At 60.9% G+C, this 26494-nt stretch carries 29 protein-coding genes and 1 pseudogene; 14 read left to right on the forward strand and 16 right to left on the reverse strand.

The features are described from left to right. Window positions 1–132 precede the first annotated feature (132 nt). The 6 genes and pseudogenes from ACXX9E_RS04455 to ACXX9E_RS04480 all read right to left on the reverse strand — a co-directional run. Window positions 133–1371, reverse strand: a complete 1239-nt coding sequence (locus ACXX9E_RS04455) for a heme biosynthesis protein HemY (protein WP_128616327.1) — start codon at window positions 1369–1371, stop codon at window positions 133–135. Then, complete coding sequence (locus tag ACXX9E_RS04460; protein WP_123469772.1) at window positions 1368–2510, reverse strand: uroporphyrinogen-III C-methyltransferase; 1143 nt, start codon at window positions 2508–2510, stop codon at window positions 1368–1370. Before ACXX9E_RS04460 ends, ACXX9E_RS04455 begins: the two co-directional genes overlap by 4 nt. 16 nt (window positions 2511–2526) lie before the next feature. After that, window positions 2527–3294, reverse strand: a complete 768-nt coding sequence (locus ACXX9E_RS04465) for a uroporphyrinogen-III synthase (RefSeq protein ID WP_458555077.1) — start codon at window positions 3292–3294, stop codon at window positions 2527–2529. Beyond that, window positions 3291–4232, reverse strand: coding sequence for a hydroxymethylbilane synthase (gene hemC / locus ACXX9E_RS04470; RefSeq protein ID WP_186744033.1), 942 nt, complete (start codon window positions 4230–4232; stop codon window positions 3291–3293). Before hemC ends, ACXX9E_RS04465 begins: the two co-directional genes overlap by 4 nt. A gap of 138 nt (window positions 4233–4370) precedes the next feature. Further along, window positions 4371–5117, reverse strand: a complete 747-nt coding sequence (locus ACXX9E_RS04475) for a LytR/AlgR family response regulator transcription factor (RefSeq protein WP_123469778.1) — start codon at window positions 5115–5117, stop codon at window positions 4371–4373. After that, window positions 5114–5254 (reverse strand): annotated as a pseudogene (locus ACXX9E_RS04480) (sensor histidine kinase); the annotation flags it as partial. The pseudogene ACXX9E_RS04480 and the gene ACXX9E_RS04475, both read right to left, overlap by 4 nt. Before the next feature lie 330 nt (window positions 5255–5584). Between ACXX9E_RS04480 and argH the strand changes: the two are divergent. After that, on the forward strand, window positions 5585–6979 hold the full coding sequence (gene argH, locus ACXX9E_RS04485) for an argininosuccinate lyase (protein ID WP_027610449.1): 1395 nt from the start codon (window positions 5585–5587) through the stop codon (window positions 6977–6979). Between the two features lie 119 nt (window positions 6980–7098). On the opposite strand, the gene ACXX9E_RS04490 is transcribed toward argH, so the two are convergent. Next, a complete protein-coding gene (locus ACXX9E_RS04490) occupies window positions 7099–7758 on the reverse strand; it encodes a glutathione S-transferase family protein (protein WP_123469782.1) in 660 nt (219 codons plus the stop codon). 123 nt (window positions 7759–7881) lie between these two features. Between ACXX9E_RS04490 and ACXX9E_RS04495 the strand changes: the two genes are divergently transcribed. The 3 genes from ACXX9E_RS04495 (at window position 7882) to ACXX9E_RS04505 (ending at window position 11703) form a co-directional block, all read left to right on the forward strand. After that, window positions 7882–8169 carry a hypothetical protein gene (locus ACXX9E_RS04495; RefSeq protein WP_267796414.1) on the forward strand — a complete coding sequence of 96 codons (288 nt, stop codon included), beginning with the start codon at window positions 7882–7884 and terminating at the stop codon, window positions 8167–8169. A 260-nt stretch (window positions 8170–8429) separates the two neighbouring features. Next, window positions 8430–8675 (forward strand): TIGR02647 family protein, encoded by a 246-nt coding sequence (locus ACXX9E_RS04500; protein ID WP_039757399.1) that lies wholly within the window; start codon window positions 8430–8432, stop codon window positions 8673–8675. 184 nt (window positions 8676–8859) lie between these two features. Beyond that, window positions 8860–11703, forward strand: coding sequence for a class I adenylate cyclase (locus ACXX9E_RS04505; RefSeq protein ID WP_128615482.1), 2844 nt, complete (start codon window positions 8860–8862; stop codon window positions 11701–11703). Window positions 11704–11710: 7 nt separating this feature from the next. Here the strand turns inward: ACXX9E_RS04505 and rnk are convergent, their stop codons facing one another. From rnk to cyaY, 3 genes are all read right to left on the reverse strand, one after another. Further along, complete coding sequence (gene rnk, locus ACXX9E_RS04510) at window positions 11711–12121, reverse strand: nucleoside diphosphate kinase regulator (protein WP_123469788.1); 411 nt, start codon at window positions 12119–12121, stop codon at window positions 11711–11713. A 166-nt stretch (window positions 12122–12287) separates the two neighbouring features. Further along, entirely contained in the window at window positions 12288–12506 is a 219-nt protein-coding gene (locus ACXX9E_RS04515) for a DUF1289 domain-containing protein (RefSeq protein ID WP_123469790.1), read from the reverse strand. Window positions 12507–12510: 4 nt separating this feature from the next. Further along, on the reverse strand, window positions 12511–12843 hold the full coding sequence (gene cyaY / locus ACXX9E_RS04520) for an iron donor protein CyaY (protein ID WP_123454569.1): 333 nt from the start codon (window positions 12841–12843) through the stop codon (window positions 12511–12513). Window positions 12844–13168: 325 nt separating this feature from the next. Here cyaY and lptM point away from each other — a divergent pair, with 325 nt between their 5' ends. Genes lptM through ACXX9E_RS04550 form a run of 6 tightly spaced genes read left to right on the forward strand, consistent with a single transcriptional unit; the run spans window position 13169 to window position 17775 of the window. Further along, window positions 13169–13342 carry an LPS translocon maturation chaperone LptM gene (lptM, locus tag ACXX9E_RS04525; RefSeq protein WP_123469791.1) on the forward strand — a complete coding sequence of 58 codons (174 nt, stop codon included), beginning with the start codon at window positions 13169–13171 and terminating at the stop codon, window positions 13340–13342. Window positions 13343–13351: 9 nt separating this feature from the next. Then, the gene (lysA, locus tag ACXX9E_RS04530) at window positions 13352–14599 is read left to right on the forward strand and encodes a diaminopimelate decarboxylase (RefSeq protein WP_123469793.1); all 1248 of its coding nucleotides are present in this window, start codon (window positions 13352–13354) and stop codon (window positions 14597–14599) included. A gap of 3 nt (window positions 14600–14602) precedes the next feature. Continuing rightward, window positions 14603–15433, forward strand: coding sequence for a diaminopimelate epimerase (dapF, locus tag ACXX9E_RS04535; protein ID WP_007911094.1), 831 nt, complete (start codon window positions 14603–14605; stop codon window positions 15431–15433). Between the two features lie 13 nt (window positions 15434–15446). Continuing rightward, the gene (locus ACXX9E_RS04540) at window positions 15447–16172 is read left to right on the forward strand and encodes a DUF484 family protein (protein ID WP_123469796.1); all 726 of its coding nucleotides are present in this window, start codon (window positions 15447–15449) and stop codon (window positions 16170–16172) included. Between the two features lie 2 nt (window positions 16173–16174). Further along, on the forward strand, window positions 16175–17074 hold the full coding sequence (gene xerC / locus ACXX9E_RS04545; RefSeq protein WP_458555078.1) for a tyrosine recombinase XerC: 900 nt from the start codon (window positions 16175–16177) through the stop codon (window positions 17072–17074). Next, on the forward strand, window positions 17071–17775 hold the full coding sequence (locus tag ACXX9E_RS04550) for an HAD family hydrolase (protein ID WP_458555079.1): 705 nt from the start codon (window positions 17071–17073) through the stop codon (window positions 17773–17775). The genes xerC and ACXX9E_RS04550 overlap by 4 nt, the downstream gene beginning before the upstream one ends. 244 nt (window positions 17776–18019) lie before the next feature. Here the strand turns inward: ACXX9E_RS04550 and sutA are convergent, their stop codons facing one another. From sutA to glnK, 4 genes are all read right to left on the reverse strand, one after another. Next, window positions 18020–18346: a dormancy-specific transcriptional regulator SutA gene (gene sutA / locus ACXX9E_RS04555; RefSeq protein ID WP_336347545.1), complete on the reverse strand. Its 327-nt coding sequence runs from the start codon at window positions 18344–18346 to the stop codon at window positions 18020–18022. 102 nt (window positions 18347–18448) lie between these two features. After that, complete coding sequence (locus tag ACXX9E_RS04560; protein ID WP_123469801.1) at window positions 18449–18874, reverse strand: secondary thiamine-phosphate synthase enzyme YjbQ; 426 nt, start codon at window positions 18872–18874, stop codon at window positions 18449–18451. Window positions 18875–19089: 215 nt separating this feature from the next. Then, complete coding sequence (locus tag ACXX9E_RS04565; protein WP_123469803.1) at window positions 19090–20427, reverse strand: ammonium transporter; 1338 nt, start codon at window positions 20425–20427, stop codon at window positions 19090–19092. Between the two features lie 38 nt (window positions 20428–20465). Further along, complete coding sequence (gene glnK / locus ACXX9E_RS04570) at window positions 20466–20804, reverse strand: P-II family nitrogen regulator (RefSeq protein WP_002555808.1); 339 nt, start codon at window positions 20802–20804, stop codon at window positions 20466–20468. A gap of 413 nt (window positions 20805–21217) precedes the next feature. On the opposite strand from glnK, the gene ACXX9E_RS04575 reads away from it, so the two are divergent. Together ACXX9E_RS04575 and ACXX9E_RS04580 are read left to right on the forward strand one after the other, a co-directional pair. Next, window positions 21218–21478 carry an accessory factor UbiK family protein gene (locus ACXX9E_RS04575; protein WP_007920416.1) on the forward strand — a complete coding sequence of 87 codons (261 nt, stop codon included), beginning with the start codon at window positions 21218–21220 and terminating at the stop codon, window positions 21476–21478. 359 nt (window positions 21479–21837) lie between these two features. Continuing rightward, entirely contained in the window at window positions 21838–22365 is a 528-nt protein-coding gene (locus ACXX9E_RS04580; RefSeq protein ID WP_458555080.1) for a BRO-N domain-containing protein, read from the forward strand. Here the strand turns inward: ACXX9E_RS04580 and ACXX9E_RS04585 are convergent. Continuing rightward, window positions 22360–22629, reverse strand: coding sequence for a HigA family addiction module antitoxin (locus ACXX9E_RS04585; RefSeq protein WP_458555081.1), 270 nt, complete (start codon window positions 22627–22629; stop codon window positions 22360–22362). The two genes, ACXX9E_RS04580 and ACXX9E_RS04585, sit on opposite strands and share 6 nt — an antisense overlap. Window positions 22630–22881: 252 nt before the next feature. On the opposite strand from ACXX9E_RS04585, the gene ACXX9E_RS04590 reads away from it, so the two are divergent. Together ACXX9E_RS04590 and ACXX9E_RS04595 are read left to right on the forward strand one after the other, a co-directional pair. After that, complete coding sequence (locus tag ACXX9E_RS04590) at window positions 22882–23346, forward strand: hypothetical protein (protein WP_267795958.1); 465 nt, start codon at window positions 22882–22884, stop codon at window positions 23344–23346. A 383-nt stretch (window positions 23347–23729) separates the two neighbouring features. After that, window positions 23730–25223, forward strand: a complete 1494-nt coding sequence (locus tag ACXX9E_RS04595) for a YifB family Mg chelatase-like AAA ATPase (RefSeq protein ID WP_123469806.1) — start codon at window positions 23730–23732, stop codon at window positions 25221–25223. On the opposite strand, the gene ACXX9E_RS04600 is transcribed toward ACXX9E_RS04595, so the two are convergent. Continuing rightward, window positions 25220–26434, reverse strand: a complete 1215-nt coding sequence (locus ACXX9E_RS04600) for an aldose 1-epimerase family protein (RefSeq protein WP_186743979.1) — start codon at window positions 26432–26434, stop codon at window positions 25220–25222. The genes ACXX9E_RS04595 and ACXX9E_RS04600 overlap by 4 nt on opposite strands. Window positions 26435–26494: the final 60 nt, after the last annotated feature.

Genomic DNA, 26494 nt, shown 5'->3' on the forward strand with positions numbered 1-26494 from the left:
CAGAGGTGTAGGGAAAACCCGACAGGTTCAAGAGGAAAGGATGAAGCCCTCTGTAGGACTTTATCCAGGGCGCTGACTGAAGTTGAATTTCGGTCGTAAACGGTCAACGAGGGAGAGGCCTCCCTCGTGTCTTCAGGCATGCACCGGAGCCGGCAACGGCGCGGCCAGCAAGCGCTCATCCAACAGACCAAGCCCTTCCTGAAACAACTGATTGCTGCGCTCGGTATCGCCCAGTTGCGCAAGCAGGCGGGCCAGCTCGGCACAGGTTTCCGGATTGCGCTGCACGCGCAGGCTGCTTTCCAGATAATCCCGGGCCTTGCCCCACAGACTGGTTTGCAGGCAGAGACGTCCCAGAGTCAGCAGCAGGCTCGGGTCGCCCGGATGCTCCTTGAGCCAGCCTTCGGCGGTTTGCAGCTGGCGCGCAGGATCACTGCCGCGCACCAGACCATAAAGCCGGGCGAGATGGCTGTCGTACTTGCGCTTCAGCGCCGTGCGCAGGACCTCTTCAGCCTCGACCTGAGCCCCCAACTGACGCAACTGCTCGGCGTACGCCAGCACCAGCGGTGGCTCCTGACGCTGGGCAGAGGTGAGCTGTTCCCAGGCCCGCTGCAGCGACTGCCGGCCCACGCTGCCGTCCTCGTCACGGTGCGCCGCCAGCGACAGGTTTTCGCCCCAGGCGCGCCGTTCCAGCTCAGCCAGTTCGGACGGCGGCAGGACTTTGTCCTTGCGCAGCTCCGGCAACAGACGAATCACCGCCGACCATTCGCCACGTTGCTGATACAGACGCTGCAATTGCCGCAACGTCTGCGCATTGCGTGGATGACGTTCGTGCATCGCTTGCAGGGTCACCAGGGCGCCCTCGGTATCGCCGCGATCGGTCTGCAACTGTGCATGGCTCAAGGCAATCGCCAACTCAGCCTGAGGTTGGCGTTCGAGCGCCCGCTCCAGCAAGCGATCGCACTCCTCGTAATGGCCTTGCTCGTTGGCCGCCCGGGCCGCGCCGAGGTAGTACAGCAACGGTTGGCGTTCAGCTTCGGCGGCGCGGTAAAGATGACGCTGCGCGCTGGCCCAGCGACCTTCCGCCAGATCCAGCTGACCATGTTCGATCGCCACTTGCACGCGACGGCTGCGGTTGCGTCGCGACCACGGGTTGACCACGCCGCTGGAGGTCATGACCAGTTCAACCAGTGCCTTGATCCCCCAGATCACCAGCCACAACACTGCGATCACCGCAAGAGTCGCCCACAGGCTCGACTCATAGCGGAAGCTCTTGTAGGCGACCAGCACGTAACCGGAATGCTCGGCAATCGCCAGCCCCAACGCCGCCGTCGCGGCGATCACCAGAAACACGATCACATACAGGCGTTTCATGGCGTGGCCTCCTGCGCAGTGCTGGCAGCAGGTTTGGCGAAGGGTTTCACCGACTCTTCGGCGTTGACGTTACGCCGCTCAAGATAAGCCTGAACCGCACTCAACGTGCCGGCCAGATCCGGCGTGGCGACCGTGACCGGTGCCTTGCTCAGCTCGGCGACCTGTTCGAGCATCACTTTGCTCTGCGGATTGTCCGGGTTGAAATTGCCCTTGAGCACGTCACGCGCCTCGGCCAGCGCCTGGGTATAAACCGGCGCCTGACCATTGAGCGCGGCCCACTGCGCCTGCTCCAGCGCCAGGCTCAGGGCCAGGCGGACCTGGCTCAGGCTCTGGCCGGCCAGCAATGGCTTCACATTCTTGTCGGCGTTGAAATCAATGCGGATGTAGCGCGATATCTGATCCCACCACTGCGCCCAGCGACTGGCGCCGTCACCATCGGACGTCAGGCCCAGCAGCGACTCACCGCGATCCTTGTACTCCGGCGCCAGCTCGGTGAGGCTGATGACCTGATCGCGCAGGGCACCAATACGCAGAAACAATCCGGTGCGATCCGGCTGCTCGGTGCTGCGCAGGGCGACGAGGGTTTTCGCCACTTGCTCACGGGCGGCGAACGATCCGGGGTCGTTTTGCTCACGCAGGATTTCATCGGCGCCCTGTACCAATGCCTGTGCGCTGCTGATGTCCTGCAACGCCGACAGACGCAGGCTGGCCAGACGCAGCAAGTGCTCGGCCTCAGCCAGGCGCCAATCCTTGCGACTGGCGCCAAGGACCGTTTCCAGACGCTGATTGAGGCGCTGTTGATCACCCTGCAGTTGAGTCACCAGACGCTGTCGATCAGCCAGTTCATCGGCACCCGGCAACTGCGCGAGGCGTTCGGTCAGGCGCTGTTCGTTGAGTTTCAGGCTCTGTGCCTGATCGTTCAACGCCTGCACCTGGCCCGACTGTTGTTGCGTGTTGGTCTGCAGGTGACGTACCTGCCAGACACCCCAGCCACCAATCGCGACGCCGGCGGCGCCGAGCAACAAGGCGACGATCGCCAATCCATTGCCTCGGCGCGGCTCGGTGGCCGGCGGTGGCGTTTCAACCTGAGTCTCGATCACAGGCTGGACATCATCTTTAGGCAAGGCTGTTTCGCTCACGTATCCATCCTTTGCATTAGAGAACGGGCACGGGATGCTCCCGTAACGCCGTCAGCAAAGCCGCGGCACTCGCGCCACGGCAATCCACAACTGTTTGGGCCCCGGCGGCACGTGCCTGCTCGGCGACTCTTGGGCTTGGAACAAACAACGGCAACTGCGCTATCGCCGGCCAGGCATCGCCGGCCATCTGGCGCAGGTGCTCGAAACCCTGTCCACTGCTGACCACCAGCCCGTTCAAGCGTTCCGCTTCAATCCGCCGCGGCAATTCTTGCGCGGCATAGGCTGGCAGCTCACGACGATACAATTCCAGATACTCGACACTAGCACCAAGCGTGCGCAAACGCTCGGCGAGCAACTCGCGGCCGCCCTCGCCGCGCAGGATCAGCACTCGCGCACCGGACTGGCTGACCGCCTCGCGCAGACGCGACAACTGCAGCAACGCTTCGCTGTCATCACCAGTGTCCGGGCAGTGCACGTCCAGGCCACGGTCGCGCAGAATCTGCGCGGTCGCCGCGCCAACGCTGAACCACGGCATCGCCAACATGGGCGGGCCACCGGCATCGAGCAGGTCGACCGCAATGCGCGCTGCCGGTTTGCTGACCACGATCACCGCGCTGCAGCCCGACAGCTGCGCAATCGCCTGACGGATTTTGTCAGAGACCGGCAGCGGCACGATGTCCAGAAGCGGCAGGCAACTGCTGAAAACCCCCTGCCCTGCTAACGTCTCGGCGAGCGCCGCGCAATCTTCGGCGGGGCGCGTCAGCAGCAGCCGCCAACCGGTCACTCGTGACCTGCCTCGCCATACACCGCTTTGAGGATGTCGTCGGCACCCTGGCCGAGCAAATCCTCAGCGACCTTCACCCCCAGCGCCTCGGCATCGGCACGCGGCGCCCGCGCTTCGGCGCTGAGCAGCTTGCCACCGCTCGGCTCGCCGACCAGACCTCGCAGCCACAACTGCTCACCCTCGAGCACGGCGTAGCAGGCGATCGGCACCTGGCAGCCGCCATTCAGATGTTTATTGAGGGCGCGTTCAGCGCTGACCCGCGCAGCCGTATCGGCGTGATGCAGCGGTGCCAACAGGGCATGAATTTCAGTGTCGGCGCTGCGGCATTCGATGCCGACGGCGCCCTGGCCACCGGCCGGCAGGCTGTCGTCGACGCTAATGGCAGAGGTGATGCGGTCTTCGAAACCGAGGCGGATCAGGCCGGCCGCCGCGAGGATGATCGCGTCGTACTCACCGGCATCGAGCTTGGCCAGGCGCGTGTTGACGTTACCGCGCAGGAAGCGGATCTCGAGATCCGGGCGGCGCGTCAGCAACTGGGCCTGACGACGCAGGCTGGAGGTGCCGACGATGGCGCCGGCAGGCAGCGCATCGAGGCTTTGAAAGGTATTGGATACGAAGGCATCGCGCGGGTCTTCACGTTCGCAGATGCAGAACAGGCCCAGACCTTCGGGGAAGTCCATCGGCACGTCTTTCATCGAGTGCACGGCGATGTCGGCTTCGTTTTCCAGCAACGCGGTTTCCAGTTCCTTGACGAACAGGCCTTTGCCGCCGATTTTCGACAGTGGCGAGTCGAGCAGCTTGTCGCCGCGACTGACCATGGGCACCAGCGTCACCAGCAGGCCCGGATGGGCCGCCTCCAGACGGGCTTTGACGTATTCGGCCTGCCAGAGGGCCAGCGCACTTTTACGGGTGGCGATGCGGATTTCGCGAGAGGACATGGATCAATCCGTACTGAATAGATACGGCGGATAATAACAGCTCAGCCAAATCCACTTTGACCTGAATCAGAAACGACGTGGCCTCCCTGGCCTGCGATGCCCGGTGAAGAAAAGCAGAAACCCGCCGAAACGATCGGGTTACAGGCCCTGCATCATCTTGCGCACACCGGCCACGTGCCGACGGCTGACGATCAGCGCATCACCGTTGAGGCCTTTGAGGTACAGCTGGAAATGCCCCAGCGGCGTACGTTGCAGCCGTTCGATGCGGTCGCGGGCGACCAGTGCGTTGCGGTGGATACGCACGAAGCGCTCACCGAATTCGTCTTCGAGCGCCTTGAGTGGTTCGTCCAGCAACACTTCGCCGGCCTCGTGACGCAGGGTCACGTATTTGTGGTCGGCAATGAAGTAGACCACCTGATCGAGCGGGATCAGTTCAATCCCTTTGCGAGTACGGGCGCTGATGTGACTGCGCGGGCCGTTGCCGCTTTCGGCAGCGGGACGGGTCAGGGCCGAGAGCTGGGCCCGGTTGGGACGTTCAGCCCGTTTCAGGGCGTCATGCAGATGTTCGGTTCGCACGGGTTTCACCACATAGCCCACGGCGCTGGCCTGCAGGGCTTCCACGGCAAATTCATCGGGGCTGGTGCAAAACACCACGGCGGGCGGCGTTTCTCGTTCGCACAGACGGGCAGCGACCTGCAGGCCATCCAGGCCAGGCATGCGGATATCGAGCAGCACGATATCCGGCTTGTGGCTGTCGATCAGCGCCAACGCCTCCTCGCCATTCGTGGCGCTGGGCTCCAGGACTGTGTAACCCTCGAGCTCACTCACCATTCGGCTGAGGCGCTCGCGAGCCAGTGGTTCGTCATCAACGATCAGGACATTCATATTGCGCTGGATTCCTGCGTGAGTCTCGCACAAGGATAGCGTAGACAGGTGGAGTGACGTCCGTCACCGCGATCCACGCTAAGACTAGCCTGAGCGCCAAAAAGTGCCGTACGTCGGCCAGCAATATTTGCCAGTGTCCGGGTCGTACTGCTCGAAGCCCGCTGTTTCCCGCGTTTCTCACGGGTTTTGTCCAAGGACATAACCCACCCCCACTTCTTATAGTCGGCGACCGGACCTTTGCACAATCCGCGCTCACCGACCCTTATGTCCAACTGTAGACGCTCGCCGGGCCGATATTGCTCAATCGAAAAATATCCTTGCGCAAATCCCCCGGCACCAGCGGCCACTATGGCTGACGCAATGAGAAAAAAACGTATCGACCAGTGTCAGCGACAGGATTGGCAACCCTGTTATTATCCGCGCCAGCGTTTCACGCCACTTTTCTTCAAGCCGATACGAGCGAATTCATGAGCACTGACAAGACCAATCAGTCCTGGGGCGGCCGCTTCAGTGAACCCGTCGACGCCTTCGTCGCCCGCTTCACCGCCTCCGTCACTTTCGACCAGCGCCTGTATCGCCACGACATCATGGGCTCGATCGCCCACGCCACCATGCTGGCCAAGGTCGGCGTGCTGACTGATGCCGAGCGCGACAGCATCATTGATGGCCTGAAGACCATTCAGGGCGAAATCGAGGCCGGCCAGTTCGACTGGCGCGTCGACCTCGAAGACGTGCACATGAACATCGAAGCCCGCCTGACCGACCGCATCGGCATCACCGGCAAAAAACTGCACACCGGCCGCAGCCGCAACGACCAGGTCGCGACCGACATCCGCCTGTGGCTGCGTGACGAGATCGACCTGATCCTCGCCGAAATCACCCGCCTGCAAAAAGGCCTGCTGGAGCAAGCCGAGCGCGAAGCCGCGAGCATCATGCCGGGCTTCACCCACCTGCAGACCGCGCAGCCGGTGACCTTCGGCCACCACATGCTGGCGTGGTTCGAAATGCTCAGCCGCGACTACGAGCGCCTGGTCGACTGCCGCAAGCGCACTAACCGCATGCCCCTGGGCAGCGCTGCACTGGCCGGCACCACCTACCCGATCGACCGCGAATACACCGCGCAACTGCTGGGCTTCGATGCCGTAGGCGGCAACTCGCTGGACAACGTGTCCGATCGAGATTTCGCCATCGAATTCTGCTCGGCCGCGAGCATCGCGATGATGCACCTGTCGCGCTTCTCCGAAGAGCTGGTGCTGTGGACCAGCGCGCAGTTCCAGTTCATTGATCTGCCGGACCGTTTCTGCACCGGCAGCTCGATCATGCCGCAAAAGAAAAACCCTGACGTGCCGGAGCTGGTACGTGGCAAGACCGGTCGCGTGTTTGGCGCACTGATGGGCCTGCTGACCCTGATGAAAGGCCAGCCACTGGCCTACAACAAGGACAACCAGGAAGACAAGGAACCGCTGTTCGACGCCGCCGATACCCTGCGCGACTCGCTGCGTGCCTTCGCCGACATGATCCCGGCAATCAAACCGAAACACGCGATCATGCGTGAAGCGGCGCTGCGCGGATTCTCCACCGCGACCGACCTGGCGGACTACCTGGTGCGCCGTGGCCTGCCGTTCCGTGATTGCCACGAAATCGTCGGTCACGCGGTGAAGTACGGCGTCGACACTGGCAAGGATCTGGCCGAGATGAGCCTGGAAGAACTGCGTCAGTTCAGCGACCAGATCGAGCAGGACGTGTTCGCCGTACTGACCCTGGAAGGCTCGGTGAATGCCCGTGACCACATCGGCGGGACCGCGCCGGCGCAGGTCAAGGCTGCCGTGGTACGCGGTCAGGCGTTGATCGCCAGCCGCTAAAAGCATCGCGGGCAAGCCCGCTCCCACACGTTCTGCGTCGAACACACAAGGGTGTTTCAGCGCGAAATCCTGTGGGAGCGGGCCTGCCCGCGATGACTGACTCCAGAACGCTAAAAAATCTACTTTTTCGCCGCGATCATCGCCAAAAACGCCGGCATCGCAGCCTCTTTGTCCGCCGCAATCTTCTGCACATGCGGACTCTGCTCAAGCCGCTCCAGCAGCACCTTGGCTTTCGGCATCTCGGCCAGCAAATCGATCCCGAACAGCTTCTGCCCGACCGCGCACGCCAGCGGCACGCTGTAGAGGAAATACAGATCCGCGATGCTCAGACTGTCGCCCGCCACATACGGGGCGAACTTGCCGTGACGCCCCAGCGCCGCAAAACCCAGCAGCAATTCGGCTTTGGTTTTCTCCTTGATCGCCTCCGGCACCGGCGAGCCAAAGAACGCTTCGCCGTAACAGGCGCGACCCGGCAACTCGATATAGAGCTCGATCTCCTTGGCAATCGCCAACACCTGCGCTCGCGCAAACGGGTCACTTGGCAACAGCGGTGTGCCCTTCTGGGTCTGCTCCAGGTATTCGAGGATGATGCCGGTTTCATTGATGTAACCGGCATCAACGCCCAGCACCGGGACTTTGCCGCGCGGGCTGATGGCCAGCGATTGCGGCGTTGGCGTCGGGTAGAACGTGACCTCTTCAAACGGCAGGCCTTTTTCCAGCAGCGCCAGTTTGACCATGTTGTAATAATTGCTGACAGAGAATCCGTAGAGCTTGAGCATCACATAGCCTCCGGGCCGTGCGGGGTGGGCAGTCCCTGTTTATAGATCGCCGGACGCGATCCTGCCAGCAGCATCACCTCGCTGAATGCAGGTAAACTGGCGCCTTTCCTTGAGGAGCCTGCCATGAGCGAGCCGACAGACATCGAGATTGACGACGAAGAAGAGTTCGCCGAGAACACTTTGATTGAAGCGATCGAAAATCAGATTGAAAACGACAACCCGCCAGCGGCCAAAGCGACCTTCAACAAGCTGACACTGGTGGGTGTCGAGCGCGATGAGATCCTCAACCTGATGGCGCACGTGCTGGCCTACGAGATTGACGCGATGCTCGATGAAGACCGCGCCTTCAATACCGAATGGTACGAAGCGGCGCTGCGCGCATTGCCAGAGCTGCCGCCCGAAAAGCAGTAAGCCCCCGATCGTGCAGGACTGAGCCTGCTCACGATAGCGTTCTGTCATGTCAGTGAAGAATATGCTGACAGGCACTCCTCTATCGCGAGCAGGCGAAGGCCTACAATGTTTGTAACGTATCCAGCCAGCCAACTTCCGGGCCCCGACTACACTGGAATCCGCCTCAAGACAAAATCCCTGATCTGAGCACTGGACATGCCGCAAAAGCGGGTTCACCTTAGGGGCGCTGTCGTCCAATTACTAGAAAGTCTGGAGTCCTTATGTCGCTTACCCCTGAGCTGGTTGCCGAACTGGAAGTCCTCGCACTCTTCAACCTGGACAGTTCCCAGGAAGGTTTGAAAATTCATCAGACCGCTGCCCCGAAACACATCGCTGCTGCACAACGCCTCTTTGAAAAAGAACTCACCGACCAGCCCGATGGCGGCTACCTGACCAGCCTGGGTCGTGATGCCGCGCAAAATGTGCAGACCGTACTGACCATTTTGAGAGAGCAGGAAACCGCCTGATTTTCCCGTCTTTGCCCACGGGAACTCCTGCCACGGGATTTCCGCGGGCTCGCTTGATAACCCCACGCTAAAAATCTGACGTCAAAAAAACAAATTCAGCTTAAAAGTCCCGCTGCGCAGAGGCTAAACTGCCTCCCATTCCGAGACCCTCTTCGTCCGAGCCTGCGAGCCGGTTTGAGCTGACATGACGCGCACCCATGAAATCCGCCCCGATCTGGACGAAGGCATCGACCGCAAGGTGCTCAGCCAATTGCGTGCGCGCTTTCTCAAACTCAATGCAGGTCGCCTGGGTCGCGCACTGGAGGGTCTGTCGACGCGCCAGCAAGGCGTACTGACGCTGCTGCCGCTGTTCTTCCACGTCAATCATCCGCTGCTGCCCGGCTATGTATCCGGCAGTACGCCGGCGGGCCTGTCCAACTACGAACCGGACGCTACTACCCTCGCCGAAGCCCAGCGCCTGACCCGCTCGTTCTCCTACAAGCCGCGCCACGGCAGCAACCCGCCACGGCCGATTCACGGGCTGTTCCTGATGGGCAGCCTGGGCACGCTGGCCCAGGCCGATCAGAGCGACATGGACGTGTGGGTCTGCCACGCGCCGGACCTGAGCGAAAGCGAATTGGCCGAGCTGAGCAAAAAATGTCAGCTCCTGGAAACCTGGGCCGCGAGCCAGGGCGCCGAAGCGCATTTCTTCCTGATTGACCCGGTGCGCTTCGTCAAAGGCGAACGCGACACCCAACTGAGTTCCGAGAACTGCGGCAGCACTCAGCATTACCTGCTGCTGGACGAGTTTTATCGCACCGCGATCTGGCTGGCCGGGCGCACACCGATCTGGTGGCTGGTGCCGGTCTACGAGGAAAGCGCCTACGACCTTTACACCGACACGTTGTTGTCCAAGCGTTTTATCCGTGCCGACGAAACCCTCGACCTCGGTCACCTGGCGACGATTCCGCCGGGCGAGTTCATCGGCGCCGGGCTGTGGCAGCTGTTCAAGGGCATCGAGTCACCGTACAAGTCGGTGCTCAAACTGTTGCTGACCGAGGTTTATGCCAGCGAACACCCCCATGTGCAGTGCCTGAGCCTGCGCTTCAAAAAAGCGGTGTTCGCCAACCAGCTGGATCTGGATGAGCTGGACCCGTACATGGTCGTGTACCGGCGTATCGAGGAATACCTCACCGCGCGCAACGAACCGGAGCGTCTGGAACTGGTGCGCCGCGCGCTGTACCTCAAGGTCAACCGCAAGCTCACCGGCAACAGCCGCAGCCAGGGCTGGCAACGCGCCCTGCTTGAACGGCTGGCCAGCGAATGGCATTGGGATCAGCGTCAACTGGCGCTGCTCGACAGCCGCAGCCAGTGGAAAGTGCGCCAGGTCAGCGCCGAACGCCGTGCCCTGGTCAACGAACTGAATTACAGCTATCGCTTCCTGACCCAGTTTGCCCGCACCGAGCAAACCGTCAGCCTGATCAACAAACGCGATCTCAACGTCCTCGGCCGCCGCCTCTACGCCGCGTTCGAGCGCAAGGCCGACAAAGTCGAGTTCATCAACCCCGGGATCGCTCCGGATCTGGCCGAAGACACCCTGACCCTGGTGCAGTCACGCAACAAGAAAGAACCGGGGCAAGCCCAATGGGGCCTGTACAACGGCAGCCTCACCGCACTGGAATGGGAGCACTTCGCGCCGATCAAGCGCAGCCGCGAATTGCTCGAACTGCTGACCTGGTGCCACCGCAACGGCGTGATCGACAGCAGCACCCGGCTGGCCCTGCATCCCGGCAGCAGCGACCTGAGCGAGTTCGAGCTGTTCAACCTGCTCGGCAGCCTGCAACAGTGCATCGCCCTGCCCTTGCCCACGGTGGCTGAAGCACCGTTGCTGCGCGCGGCCGTGCCGAGCGAAGTGCTGATTCTGGTCAACGTCGGCGTCGATCCGCTCAAGCATCACCGCGACCTGAATATTCTGATGACCACCGAGCGCACCGACTCGCTGAGCTACGCCGGGGTCCGGGAAAACCTCGTGCTGACCCTGGATCAGGTCACGCTCAACAGCTGGAACGAAGTGCTGGTCAACCGCTTCGACGGCCCGCACGCCCTGCTCGACTGCCTGCGCGACTACCTCAACAACCTGCCGCGCGGGCCGCTGCAGCCGTCGTTGAAAGTGCGCTGCTTCTGCCACAACCGCGCACAATTCATCGCCCGTCGCGTTGAAGAGATCGTCGATACCGCGCAAAACCTGCTGCTCAGTGAGTTGAATCATCGCTACCTGATTCAGGTGCAACAGCACTATCACGTACTCGAATTGGTCCCGGGCCAGGTCAACCACGTCGCCCTCGCCACCCTGCCGGCGTTGCTGGAGTACCTCGGCGAAGAACAACCGCGCTACAGCCCGCTGCACCTGGACCCGATGGCGTTGGAGGATCACGACCTCGCCCTGATCCTGCCAATGGGCCAGCCGGATTGCATTCAGGTGTTCTACCGGATCAGCGAACAGCAGGCCGAGCTGTACGTGCTGGATGAATTCAACGCCCTGTGGCAACAGCATCTGCCGTATCACGACGAACAGAGCCTGCTGGTGCCATTACAGCGCTTCCTGCAGTCGATCCAGTACCGGCGCGAAGCCTTGCTGCCGATGGACGCCGCGCCTTCGGCCAGCCTCGACACTTTGTATTACCAGTTATTGCCGTCAGGCCCGGGAAAAGCCCGCCGCGTCGAACCACGACCAGCACCGCAAACGCCGGTCAACAAGCCGTTCTACGACGTGCAGGCGATTGTCGGCAAAGCCGCACCGGGGGAAGTGCAGGTCACTTTGTATTGCAATCAACGGGAATTCAGCGAGCTGGAACATGGCGACCAGCTGTTCAGCGTGGTCGCCCGGGAGATCGTCGAGCAGCGCCGCGAGAGCGAACGCTATCGCTGCTACATCACCGACCTGGACCTGTCGGGCCTGCTCGGTGATGCTCAGAGTTCAAGCAATTTGTATCTGCGCTACAAGGCCGACCTGGAGCGCGCCCTGAACGAGGCGCTCGAACAGGTCTGAGGCGGGGTCATTCGCGGAAATCACCGCCGTTGGCCGGCTGCGATTCGACTTCCAGCAAGGTCAGTTTCAGGGTCTTGCCGCCGGGAGCCGGCCAGTCGATGTGCTGACCGACCTTCAGGCCCAGCAGCGCGCTGCCGACCGGTGCCAGAATCGAGATCTTGCCTTCGTCGGCGTTGGCATCCTTGGGATAGACCAGCGTCAGGTGATAGTCCTTGCCACTGCCTTCTTCGCGGCAATGCACGCGGGAATTCATCGTCACGACATCGGCGGGCACTTCTTCGTGGCCGACCACGGTATCGGCGCGGTCCAGTTCGGTTTGCAGCGCGATCACGCCCGGCAGCGTGTCATCCAGGCTGTCGATCAGGCGCTCCAGACGTTGCACGTCCAGACGGGTAAGGGTGATGGAAGGTGCGGTCATGATCCGGGCAGACTCCTTTCTTCTGCACACAAAAAAAGCAAAACCCCGCCAAAAAAGACGGGGTTTTCACCAGGCCTCGATGGGTTGAGGCGTGTCCGGACACTATCACAGCTCAAAAAATATACAAGTCACCCGATTTTGATCTGGCAAGAACCCCTGTAGCGAATCAACTCAGGGATTTTCGTGCGGCAGCCTGCTGGCAGATGACCCGCCGGCGCTGATCATCCGCCGAGCGCCATTCGCGAATATCCTCGACATGGCGGAAGCAGCCGAGACAAACCTTCTGTTCATCAAGCCGGCACACACCGCTGCACGGCGAAGGCACTGCCGGGCTGATGTTGCTGTAGAGCGGTTTGGGCGGACGAACAGGAGCAGTGTCAGTCACGGAATCACAGACCTTCGAAGTCGAATTCAGCGCCAGCCTGCTGCTTGACGATGCGCTCGAGCATCTCGCCCAACTGCTCTTCGCTCTTGTCGCACATCCAGCGCTCGCTCTCTTCGTCGTAGTCGAAGTGGAAACCACCGGACACCGCCGCCAGCCACAACTGACGCAGGGGTTCCTGACGACTGAAGATCAGTTGCGAGCCGTTTTCGAACTTGACGGTCAAGACACCTGCCGAGCTTTCCAGGTCGATATCCAGGTCGCTGTCATCAAAGATATCTTCCAGCGTCTGCTGGGTAGCATCGACCAGATCGTGGAAACGGGCTTCGGACAAACTCATTGTGGCAACCTCAAAAAATGTCTGATCAGGCTCAAGCGCCGAAAGATACGGACGCTGCCGGCCGATTGCAAAGGATAACGACCAAGCACCGTTTCCCATCCAGCACTGGCCCCTGTGGGAGCGAGCTTGCTCGCGAAAGCGGTGTGTCAGCCAGCAAACATATCGAATGTACCGGCCTCTTCGCGAGCAAGCTCGCTCCCACAGGAATTACCTGTATCCAACCGGTATCCAGAGAGCCCCGCCGGACGGGAAGTCCCTCGCATAGGCAAGCTGCCGGGTGGCCGGTATACTCCGGCGCAATTAACGCATTTTCAAGGATTTCGCCATGAAGCGCCTGATCTCTTCCCTTGCTGCGCTCGTCGCGGTTGCCTGCCTCGTTTCGGCCTGTGGTCAAAAAGGCCCGCTGTACCTGCCGGATGACGATCAGGACCCGGCCGAACAAGCCCAGTCTTCGCAAAAGCAACCGGTTTCCAAAGCACACAAGCACGACGTTTACTAAGGGATCGCCATGGACGCTTTTAATTACCGTGGCGGGGAGCTGTTCGCGGAAGGTGTGGCTCTGTCCGCCATCGCCGACCGTTTCGGCACGCCCACCTACGTTTATTCGCGAGCACACATTGAAGCCCAGTATCTGGCCTTCGCCGATGCGCTGGCCGGCATGCCGCACCTGGTTTGCTTTGCCGTCAAAGCCAACTCCAACCTCGGCGTTCTGAATGTCCTGGCCCGTCTCGGCGCCGGTTTCGACATCGTCTCTCGTGGTGAACTGGAACGCGTGCTCGCCGCAGGTGGAAGCCCTGACAAGATCGTCTTCTCCGGTGTCGGCAAGACCCGTGACGACATGCGCCGTGCGCTGGAAGTCGGCGTGCACTGCTTCAACGTCGAATCCACTGACGAGCTGGAACGCTTGCAAGTGGTCGCCGCCGAGCTCGGCGTTCGCGCCCCGGTTTCGTTGCGTGTGAACCCGGACGTCGATGCCGGCACCCACCCGTACATTTCCACCGGTCTCAAAGAGAACAAGTTCGGCATCGCCATTGCCGACGCCGAAGACGTGTACGTGCGCGCTGCGCACCTGCCGAACCTGGAAGTGATCGGCGTCGATTGCCACATCGGTTCGCAACTGACCACCCTGCCACCGTTCCTCGATGCCCTCGACCGCCTGCTGGATCTGGTCGATCGTCTCGGCGATTGCGGCATCCACCTGCGCCACATTGATCTCGGTGGCGGTTTGGGCGTGCGTTATCGCGATGAAGAGCCGCCATTGGCCGGCGACTACATCAAGGCTGTGCGCGAGCGTCTGAGCGGCCGTGATCTGGGACTGGTGTTCGAGCCGGGCCGCTTCATCGTCGCCAACGCCGGCGTACTGCTGACCCAGGTCGAGTACCTCAAGCACACCGAACACAAGGATTTCGCCATCGTCGACGCGGCGATGAACGACCTGATCCGCCCGGCGCTGTACCAGGCATGGATGGACGTCACCGCGGTCAAGCCGCGTGATACCGCCGCGCGCAAGTACGACATTGTCGGCCCGATCTGCGAAACCGGTGATTTCCTCGCCAAGGACCGTGAACTGGCACTGGAAGAAGGCGACCTGCTGACCGTGCATTCCGCCGGTGCCTACGGTTTCGTGATGAGTTCCAACTACAACACCCGCGGCCGTGCTGCCGAGGTGCTGGTAGACGGTGATCAGGTTTTTGAAGTGCGCCGCCGCGAAACTGTGGCCGAGCTGTTTGCCGGCGAAAGCCTGCTGCCGGAGTAACCCATGCTGCTGCGTTTTACCAAAATGCATGGCCTGGGCAATGATTTCATGGTTCTCGACCTGGTCAGCCAGCACGCGCATATTCAGCCCAAGCACGCCAAGCAATGGGGCGACCGGCACACCGGTATCGGTTTCGACCAGTTGCTGATTGTTGAAGCGCCGAGCAACCCGGACGTGGATTTCCGTTACCGGATCTTCAACTCCGATGGCTCGGAAGTGGAACAGTGCGGCAACGGTGCACGCTGCTTCGCGCGCTTCGTGCTGGACAAGCGTCTGACAGCGAAACGGCAGATCCGCGTCGAGACCAAGGGTGGCATCATCGAACTGGACGTGCGTAACGACGGCCAGATCGGCGTCAACATGGGCGCGCCGCGCCTGGTGCCGGCGGACATTCCGTTCGAAGCGCCAGCGCAGGCGACCAGCTATCAGCTGGAAGTCGACGGCACCACGGTCGAACTGGCCGCCGTGTCGATGGGCAACCCCCATGCCGTGCTGCGTGTGCAGGACATCAACAGTGCACCGGTGCATGAGCTGGGACCGAAAATCGAACACCATCCGCGCTTCCCGGCGCGGGTCAATGTCGGTTTCCTCCAGGTCATCGACCGCAACCGTGCGCAACTGCGCGTCTGGGAACGCGGCGCCGGGGAAACCCAGGCCTGTGGTACTGGCGCTTGCGCTGCGGCTGTCGCGGCAATCAGTCAGGGGTGGATGGATTCGCCGCTGTTGATCGACCTGCCCGGCGGGCGTCTGTCCATTGAATGGGCAGGCCCTGGCCAACCGGTGCTGATGACCGGTCCGGCAGTGCGTGTATACGAAGGACAAGTGCGTCTTTGAGTGAGCAGAAGCCATGACCGATAAGCCTCAGGTACCCGCCCGACAGTCCGACGAATCAGCGTCCGAGAGCCTGGAGGCGGCAGCGGTTGCCGCGTACCTGGAGGCTCATCCGGACTTCTTTGTCGAGCACGAAGAACTGCTGCCGGCAATGCGCATTCCCCACCGACGCGGTGACACCGTATCGCTGGTCGAACGGCAGATGACCATTCTGCGCGACCGCAACATCGAGATGCGTCATCGCCTCTCGCAGTTGATGGACGTGGCCCGCGACAACGATCGCCTGTTCGACAAGACCCGCCGCCTGATCCTGTCCCTGATGGATGCGGCCAGCCTCGAAGACGTGGTGATCAGCGTTGAAGACAGCCTGCGCCAGGACTTCCAGGTGCCTTTTGTCAGCCTGATCCTGCTGGGTGACAACCCGGCACCGGTCGGCCGCTGGGTCACCCACGCCGACGCGCAAACCGCGATCGGTGGCCTGCTCACCGAAGGCAAAAGCGTCAGCGGCACCTTGCGTGAACATGAACTGGACTTCCTGTTCGGCGAGGAGCAGCGCAAGCAAATCGGCTCCACCGCCGTCGTTGCCATCAGCCATCAAGGTATCCACGGTATTCTGGCGATCGCCAGCCGCGATCCGCAGCACTACAAGAGTTCGGTCGGCACGCTGTTCCTCAGCTACATCGCCGAAGTCATGGGCCGCGTGCTGCCACGGGTCAATAGCTCCCTGCGCTCGGTACGCTGAACATGGAACGACAACTGGACGCTTACTGCGAACACCTGCGCAGTGAGCGACAGGTGTCACCGCACACCCTGTCGGCCTACCGCCGCGACCTCGATAAAGTCCTCGGCTGGTGCATCAAGCAGAACGTCGGCAGTTGGGCCGCACTGGATATCCAGCGCCTGCGCAGCCTGATCGCCCGCCTGCATGCCCAGGGCCAGTCCTCACGCAGCCTCGCCCGCTTGCTCTCGGCAGTGCGCGGGCTCTATCACTATCTCAATCGCGAAGGCCTCTGCGACCACGACCCGGCGACAGGTCTGGCGCCACCAAAAGGCGAACGGCGGCTGCCGAAAACCCTCGATACCGACCGTGCGTTGCAGCTACTGGAAGGTGCGGTCGAGGATGATTTTCTCGCCCGCCGCGATCAAGCCATTCTTGAGCTGTTCTATTCCTCCGGCCTGCGCCTGTCCGAACTGACCGGGCTCGACCTCGATCAACTCGACCTCGCTGACGGCATGGTTCAGGTGCTCGGCAAGGGCAGCAAGACCCGCGTCCTGCCGATCGGCAAAAAGGCCCGCGAAGCGCTGGAACAATGGCTACCGTTGCGGGCCATGACCAACCCGGCCGACGACGCCGTATTCGTCAGCCAGCAAGGCCGGCGCCTCGGCCCGCGGGCGATTCAGGTGCGGGTCAAACTGGCCGGCGAGCGCGAACTGGGGCAGAACCTGCACCCGCACATGCTGCGGCACTCCTTCGCCAGCCACTTGCTGGAATCCTCGCAGGACCTGCGCGCGGTGCAGGAACTGCTCGGCCACTCGGACATCAAGACCACGCAGATCTACACCCACCTGGACTTCCAGCACCTGGCGGCGGTCTACGACAGCGCCCACCCACGGGCCAAACGCAGCAAAGGCGACGATTCATGAACATCCAGTTGATCACCTTCGACCTCGACGACACTCTGTGGGACACCGCCCCGGTGATCGTCAGCGCCGAAGCGGTATTGCGCGAGTGGCTGAGCGAACACGCACCGAATCTGGGCACGGTGCCGGTGGAGCATCTGTGGGCGATTCGCGAGCGGGTGCTGGCTCATGAGCCGGGACTCAAACACCGCATCAGCGCATTGCGTCGGCGGGTGTTGTTCCATGCGCTGGAGGACGCGGGTTACGCCCATGGCGAAGCTTCCGAGCTGGCGGACAAGAGCTTTGAAGTGTTCCTGCATGCGCGGCACCAGATCACGGTGTTTCCCGAAGTCGAACCGACCCTGGAAATCCTCGCCAACCACTACGCGCTTGGCGTGGTCACCAATGGCAATGCCGATGTGCGTCGCCTGGGGCTGGCGGACTACTTCAAGTTTGCGTTGTGCGCCGAAGACATCGGCATCGCCAAACCGGATGCGCGGCTGTTCCACGAGGCCTTGCAGCGCGGCGGCGTGAGCGCTGACGTGGCGGTGCACATTGGCGATCATCCGGGCGATGACATCGCCGGGGCGCAGCAAGCGGGCATGCGCGCGATCTGGTACAACCCGGCGGGCAAGGTCTGGGAAGCCGAGCGCCTGCCGGATGCGGAAATCCGCAGCCTGACTGACCTACCAGCCGTTCTCGCACGCTGGAATGCCAAGGCCTGACAAAAATCCCTGTGGAAACCATGCGGCGAGGGGATTTATCCCCGATGGGCTGCAAAGCAGCCCCAAATGCAGCGCATCGTGCTTTCCTGACACTCCGCGCAAGCTGACTTTACGACTGCTTGGCAGCCGATCGGGGATAAATCCCCTCGCCACACAGGCCTCTCTTATAGGGCGTCCCTGTTTATTCCAGACATGAAAAAGCCCGCAGCGACGGCGGGCTTTTTCAGCAAGCAAGCGGCACGCCTCAGATAGGGCGGCTACCGTACTTGTTGTCCGGCTTCTTGGGCGGATCGGCGACCACGTTGGCCTCGACTTCCTGCACCTTGCCGCCGCGCGCAAGGAACTCTTCCATGGCCTTGGCCAGGGCGTCGCGCTCCTTGTTCTTGGCTTCGATGCTCGGCAATTCGTCTACCGACACCGCAGCCTTGGCTTTGCCTTTGGCAGCCGGGACCGGCGTATCGTCACCGCCATCGTCTTCAGCAACGTCGTCCGCTGCTGCTTCCAGACCATCCTCGGCCTCGTCTTCGTCGCCTACTTCGAGGTCGTCGTTTTCCAGATCATCGTCGCTCATGTTCTACCTCATGACTTGCGAAAAGCAGATTAGTTATAGACCAGCTTTGGCAACTGTCGAAAGTCGCCGTAAAAAAATCGGTAACCGCTGATGACCAACGGTTTACGCCCCTTCACCGTGCAAGGTGGCGAGGACTTTACGGGCACCGCCATGATCACGGTGCTCGCCCAGATAAACGCCTTGCCAGGTGCCCAGAGCCAGTCGACCTGCCGACACCGGCAGACTGATCTGGCAGCCAAGCACGCTGGCCTTGAAGTGCGCCGGGAGGTCGTCCAGGCCTTCGTCGTTATGCTCATAGCCGTCTGCTCCTTGTGGGATCAGACGATTGAAAAATCGTTCGAAGTCGCGACGGACCGCCGGATCGGCGTTCTCGTTGATGGTCAACGACGCCGAGGTATGCTGCAGCCACAAATGCAACAGACCGACCCGACACTGCCTGAGTTCAGGCAGTCCGGCGAGTAACTCGTCCGTTACCAGATGAAAGCCCCGGGGCCGTGCCCGCAGGGTTATCAGAGTCTGTTGCCACATACAGTTCTCCGCACGTTCGGGGCGCATTCTAGCGCGCTCTGGGAAAAAACAAAGGCCCTAATATTCCCGCAATGTTGTAAGCGATTGGCCGCAGAAAAACGCTCGCCGTAAACACGACCAAAGACGTACGAAAAATCCTTTCAGCTGCTCTCTCTGCGACAAACTCCAGACAAAAAAATGCCCGGCAAGCCGGGCAAGTTTTTTGCTGCGCGTACTTACAGGTTGTAGCCGCGTTCGTTGTGTTGTGCCAGATCGAGGCCTACCGACTCTTCTTCCTCGGTCACACGCAGACCCATCACAGCGTCCAGGACCTTGAGGATGATGAAGGTGACGATCGCGGTGTAGATCACCGTGAAGCCGACGCCTTTGCACTGAATCCACACTTGCGCGGCGATGTCGGTCACGGTGCCGAAGCCGCCCAGCGACGGTGCAGCGAATACGCCGGTGAGGATCGCGCCGAGGATACCGCCGATACCGTGTACGCCGAACGCGTCCAGGGAATCGTCATAACCGAGTTTGCGTTTCAGGGTAGTGGCGCAGAAGAAGCACACCACGCCTGCCGCCAGACCGATCACCAGTGCGCCCATCGGGCCCACGGTGCCAGCAGCCGGAGTAATTGCTACCAGACCGGCCACCACACCCGAGGCGATGCCCAGTGCACTTGGCTTGCCGTGGGTGATCCACTCAGCGAACATCCAGCCCAGTGCGGCGGCAGCGGTAGCGATCTGGGTGACCAGCATCGCCATACCGGCGGTGCCGTTGGCCGCTGCGGCGGAACCGGCGTTGAAGCCGAACCAGCCAACCCACAGCATGGCCGCGCCCATCAGGGTGTAACCGAGGTTGTGCGGGGCCATCGGGGTGGTCGGGAAGCCTTTACGCTTGCCCAATACCAGGCAGGCAATCAGACCGGCGACACCGGCGTTGATGTGCACCACGGTGCCGCCCGCGAAGTCGAGTACACCCCAGTCCCACATCAGGCCGCCGTTGCCGGACCAGACCATGTGCGCGATTGGCGCGTAAACCAGGGTGAACCAGATAGCCATGAAGATCAGCATCGCGGAGAACTTCATCCGCTCAGCGAACGCACCGACGATCAGCGCCGGGGTGATGATCGCGAAGGTCATCTGGAAGGTGATGAACACCGCCTCAGGGAACAACGCCGCAGGGCCGGTCAGGCTCGAAGGCGTGACACCGGCGAGGAACGCCTTGCCCATGCCGCCGAAGAACGAGTTGAAGTTGACGACGCCCTGCTCCATGCCGGTGGTGTCGAACGCAATGCTGTAGCCATAAATGACCCACAGGATGCTGATCAGACCGGTAATGGCGAAGCACTGCATCATCACGGAAAGAATGTTTTTCGAGCGAACCATGCCGCCGTAGAACAGCGCCAGGCCCGGGATGGTCATGAACAGCACGAGGGCTGTCGAGGTGAGCATCCAGGCAGTGTCGCCAGAATTGAGGACTGGGGCCGCCACTTCGTCTGCCGCCATAGCGAGGCTGGGCATTACGATGGACAACAGGGCTCCTAGCCCTGCGAATTTACGCAGAGTCATATTGTTTTCTCCTGGGGCGTTGGGGTTTGTGGCGGCGCTTAGATCGCGTCGGTATCGGTTTCGCCGGTACGGATGCGAATCGCCTGTTCCAGATTGACCACGAAGATCTTGCCGTCACCGATCTTGCCGGTGTTGGCCGCCTTGGTGATCGCCTCGATCACCCGATCCAGATCCTTGTCGTCGATGGCCACGTCGATTTTCACCTTGGGCAGAAAATCGACCACATATTCCGCGCCGCGATACAGCTCGGTGTGACCCTTCTGCCGGCCGAAGCCTTTGACTTCAGTAACGGTAATGCCCTGCACGCCGATTTCGGACAGCGACTCGCGCACGTCGTCCAACTTGAACGGCTTGATGATGGCAGTGACTAGCTTCATGAAACTCTCTCCCGAATTGGTGGACTTGCCCCAGGAAAACAAACCCGACTCAAGTCTAAGCGCAGTGCCTGGCTTTGTAACGCATCGTCGGCCTTACCTGCCCGACTGACGCCAGCTAACCGCTGCTGACGAAACTCCCCGCTCCGTCTGCCGCACTGCATTCGTCACAGCGACTGCATCAGTGCATGGGTCGAAGGTGACTAAGCAGAAACCTTGCCATCTCGCCAAAAACCTCTGATTTCAATCCCTTGGCCGCTGCCGCAAGCCATCCCGTGCAAAAGGCCTTGTGGATACGCACAACAACGGTGCGTCGCCGTCCGTCCCCTTGCGCGAAAAGCGTGCATCCCTGACCACGGGATTGACTATAGACACTGCGTGATACACTGCCCGCCATTGTTTTCAGGACATTCCCCATGCTCGCGCCCAAAGACTTCCTCGACGCCCTGAGCGGCACCGCCTCCCGCCTGTTCAGCGGCGACACCCCGCTGCCGAAAGCCGAAATCGAAAGCCAGTTCAAGATGCTGCTGCAGAGCGCCTTCAGCAAACTCGATCTGGTGAGCCGTGAAGAGTTTGATAGTCAGATGGTCGTTCTGGCCCGCACTCGCGCTCGCCTCGAAAGCCTTGAAGCGAAGGTGGCTGAGATGGAAGCGAAGCTGACACCGCCGGCTGAATAATCCACTCCCCCTGTAGGAGCTGCCGAAGGCTGCGATCTTTTGATCTTCAGCCCTTCAACCATCCCGGCAACGTCCTACAACTTGCACCACCGCCGTCCGATTGCGCCGAAAAGCCCAGGTTTCTAAGCTCACCCGATGCTGAATGTTCAGCACCGGGTTTGGCGACCTGGATAGCTTAAGGCGCACGACAACCATGATGGCGGCTACATTTACCGCCACATCGTTTCATGGCGGTTGTGCGTGGGAGACCTTCGGGTCTGCCGGGTTCCTTTTGCTCCGGTTCGCCAACCCGCGTACAACTGCCACCCAATCGTTTGGCGACGATTGAGGGCAGCCCGTTAAGCAAGAGGAACTGCTCAATGATTCAAGAAGAGACTTATCTAAGCCCGCACATCTTCACCCGCCACAAACTCCCCCTCCACGCCCTCCTCATCCAGAACCAACCCTGGTTCTGTGCCCGAGACCTGAGCCGCCTGCTGCACATCTACCTCAACGAACGCATGCTGCGAAAACTCGACCCCGACCAATACCAAACCCGCAAAACCCTGATCCACCACCAGATCGAAAACACCCTGCTGATCAGCGAATCCGGCATCTACGCCCTCCTCGTCTACCACTACTGCCCCGAATACCGAGCGCTGCGCGAATGGCTCACCCACCAAGTCATCCCCACCCTGCGCGACGCCCAACACCCCACCACAAGCGAACGCCCACAACTGAGCCTGCTCAATTGGCCGGACATGACGTTGAGTTTGTTGCACTGGAATAATCAGCCGTGGATACGGTTGCAGGATGTGCCGCTGATGGTGGTGGAACGGGAAGAGCCGAAGCGCCCAGTAACGGGGCCTTGGTGGAAAAGAGCTTCGCGGATGCTGCAATCGCTATAAGACCGCATGCCGGAGCTGAGCCCTGCGCAAATCGTAAGTCGACTGAAGATTCATCCAGAACTCAGGCGTAGTGTTGAGATGAATGGCAAGTCTGATTGCCAGATCGGCGCAGATCCTGAGCTGGCAACTCACAAGCTTTTCGATCTCACTTTCGGGCCATTTCGTGGGCATGGCCAGATCCATGACGGTCATGCCCAACGGCTCCATGAATTCCTTATTCAGAACCTCGCCCGAATGAATCGGGCGCATACCATTGCGGTTCATTTTTCGCCTCCAGAGGCTGCGTTGAGTGGCCAAACTGGGGCATCCGGTTCAGGGAAGCAAGCCATCGAAACCGTTTCGCCGGCGTCCTACAACTAATAGGGCAGGGCCCTACAAAAATCGGCGTCTGCGCCTGATTCCGTGAGTTCTTCGCTGTGATTAGGCTGGTGGCTTTCGCCTGCGCTGGTCGATCCTATTCGTCGAGTTCCAGGGTGATACACATTGATCGCCAGACACTCTGGTTCTGGATCCCTCTTGTCTGATTTGCTCAAGCTCAAAGAAAACACCCTGGTTCAGCATCCAGATGGTGGTTACATCTTTGGCACGATCCCCGATATGCCAAAATTCGGCTTGCCAGGCGGGAAGATTTATCTGCGGGTAGGTATCCACCGTCGAGCGAATAGTGGTTTTGGCGTAGTACACATTTGGGAAGCCCATAGTGCCGATTTGCTCAAGCATGGTTGCCAGACTGCCGATGGGGTAGCAGCGATTGTTGCGAAAATGATCGTCCCGGGAGCACAAATCTATTGTGAGTTCAAAGAACAGCGATGTGGAAACAGGGTCGCGGTACTGAGGACATCTATGGGAACACTGATTCTTGAACCGCGACACGAGCGCGCCACAGGATTTGGTTACTTCGTGGTGACTTGGTACCCGCAAAAACGCGCACATGGCACGTTAGTCGGGCAGATACCACGAGCACCATCAAATCAGAAATAAAAAAAGGCGTCCTATGGACGCCTTTTAAGTATTTTTCGAGGAGTAGTCGCAGCGATTCTTTAGCTCCGGGCTTTACGGCCTTGGGTTCAGAATCCGACAGGCTAGCCCGTCGTCACTACTTCAGAGAAACCAGCTTTCTCTGCTGCCAAAAATGCGGGGGAGCTTTTGCTGGTGCCCAGTCCCGACGAATGCGCAGTTGCAGTCCTCGAACGGGATGATCCGTCAATGCCGGGCGAGAGTCAACGCTCCAATTCAGGCAAGCAGTGACGGCCCATCGGGTCTTGATACGTCTTGTAAACCTCTATTTCAGCACTGAAACCCGGCTCAACTACCCTTCAAAAACCCGCAGGAAGCGGCTCCCCGATTCAGCTCAAGGAACGACCATGTCCCTCTCCATCGTCCACAGCCGCGCCCAGATAGGCGTGGATGCTCCCGCTGTCACTGTCGAAGTCCATCTGGCCAACGGTCTGCCGTCGCTGACCATGGTCGGTCTGCCCGAGGCGGCGGTGAAGGAGAGCAAGGATCGGGTGCGCAGCGCGATCATCAATTCCGGGCTGCAGTTTCCTGCGCGGCGGATCACCTTGAATCTGGCGCCGGCGGATTTGCCCAAGGATGGCGGGCGGTTTGATCTGGCGATTGCCTTGGGGATTCTGTCGGCGAGTGTGCAGGTGCCGTGTCTGACGCTGGATGATGTGGAATGCCTCGGCGAGCTGGCGTTGTCCGGCGCAGTACGAGCGGTGCGCGGGGTTTTGCCGGCAGCACTGGCGGCGCGCAAGGCCGGACGGGCGCTGGTGGTGCCGAGGGCGAATGCCGAGGAGGCCTGCCTGGCTTCGGGGTTGAAGGTGTTTGCGGTGGATCATCTGCTGGAGGCGGTGGCGCATTTCAATGGGCATACACCGGTTGAGCCGTATGTGTCTGACGGGCTGATGCATGCCAGCAAGCCTTATCCCGACTTGAATGAAGTGCAGGGGCAAGTGGCGGCGAAACGGGCATTGCTGATTGCCGCTGCGGGGGCGCATAACCTGCTGTTCAGCGGGCCGCCGGGGACGGGCAAGACCTTGCTGGCGAGTCGCTTGCCGGGGCTGCTGCCGCCGCTGTCTGAATGCGAAGCACTGGAAGTGGCGGCGATTCAATCGGTCGCCAGTGGCGCGCCACTGACCCATTGGCCGCAGCGTCCCTTTCGTCAACCGCACCACTCGGCATCCGGGCCGGCGCTGGTCGGTGGCAGCTCGAAACCACAACCCGGCGAGATCACCCTCGCCCACCACGGCGTGCTGTTTCTCGACGAACTGCCGGAGTTTGATCGCAAGGTTCTGGAGGTTTTGCGGGAGCCTTTGGAGTCCGGGCATATCGTCATCGCCCGGGCCAAGGATCGCGTGCGCTTTCCGGCGCGCTTCCAGTTGGTGGCGGCGATGAATCCGTGTCCCTGTGGATATCTTGGCGAGCCGAGCGGCAAGTGTTCCTGTACGCCGGACATGGTGCAGCGCTATCGCAACAAACTGTCGGGGCCATTGCTGGATCGGATTGATCTGCACCTGACAGTGGCGCGAGAGGCGACGGCGCTGAGTCCGACAATGAAACCGGGAGAGGACAGTGCCAGTGCGGCAGCCGTGGTGGCCGAGGCCCGGGAGCGCCAGCAAAAGCGTCAGCATTGTGCCAATGCGTTTCTCGATCTGCCGGGATTGAAGCGGCACTGCAAGTTATCCACAGCCGATGAGAAATGGCTGGAATCAGCCTGTGAACGACTGACGCTATCGCTGCGCTCAGCGCATCGCCTGCTCAAAGTCGCCCGGACACTGGCCGACCTTGAGCAAGTCGATGCAATCAAGCGTGAGCACTTGGCCGAGGCGCTGCAATACCGGCCGGCGACACCTTAATGTTCGGTCAAATCGACCAAAGGCTTCTGCCGCACTTCGGTTTCACGCCCGGCCTGAATCTCGGTCACGCGCTTCAAGGCGTTATCCACAGCGCCCTTGTCCGCCAACAAGCTGTAGCTGATCTGGAACTGTTGGCTGGCCTTTGGCGCAATGGTCGGCACCAGATTCAGCGGACGCTGATAGCGGCGGTTGTAGGAAAAACTGGTGCCCGGCTCAAGGCCTGTGACATAGCCCTGCCCTTGGGTATCGGTGTTTTTCCACAGGGAAAAGACCGGCAACTGCTGCGTGTTGAAGCCAACAGAGACGCCAAGGCTGCCGGCCTTGTTGTGCAAAACGGCCAGGGTTTCGCCTTTGTCGTCGGCGTAGGGCACAACGTTGTAAACCGTTTCATCGTAGTCCTTGGTCGGCCCACGATAGGTCTGCCAGTCGGCCAACTCGGCTTTGGCCTTGTCGTTGAACGGCGAGACCTGTTTTACCGGTGCGGCAAAACGTGCGCCCTGCTCGAGGAACGGCGTACTGAAATTGCTGTGATACAACGCCTGGTATTCCTTCGGATAATCGCCGTTGTTGGTCAGCGTGTCATTGAGGGCGAAACGCGCAGTGCCGGGTTCGGTGACCAGCTCGGTGACGACCGAGAAATCGACTTTCTTGAACGCCTGCTCTTTCAGTTCGCCGCGCAGGCTGATGGCGTAGGGCGGCTTTTCGTCGATGTGCAGGGTGACGCTGCTGGCCGGGATGTTGGCGGCGCGCCCGTGCAGGGTCAGCAGCTCGCCATTGTCCATGCCAGGATGGCCGACCCATTCGTACCCGCAGCGGGTCACCAGTTCATTGAAGCCTTCCAGCCAGCCCAGCCCGCCGCGCCCGTTGAGCTCGATGAAGGCCGGGTTGACCACTTCCTTGACCGGCGAGTCCCATCCCATGCGCACGTTGCCGACCGAGGCCTGCAAGACATTCATGCCTCGGGTCGGCACCACCGAAAGTTTCATCGTGCCGTTATCAATATCCACGATGCTGACCCCTTCCTGCCGCCCACCGTGCAAGGTACGCAGGCTCACGGAAAAGGGTTTGTCGGTTTTCACCCCGAGCTGCTCACTGGTAATACTCCAGTTTTGCGCAGGCTTGTTGGTATCGAGAAGGACGTAATCCCAAGCCATGGCGTGGGAAGCAGCAGAGAATGCGCCGAGGGCGACGGCGAGTTTGAGCGGGGTCATGGCAGCAGCCTTTATTGGAGTTGTGCCATTTTTATAGCGCTGCGGAAACGTTTCAGCAAG

The sequence above is a fragment of the Pseudomonas sp. GNP014 genome, from assembly GCF_054344005.1.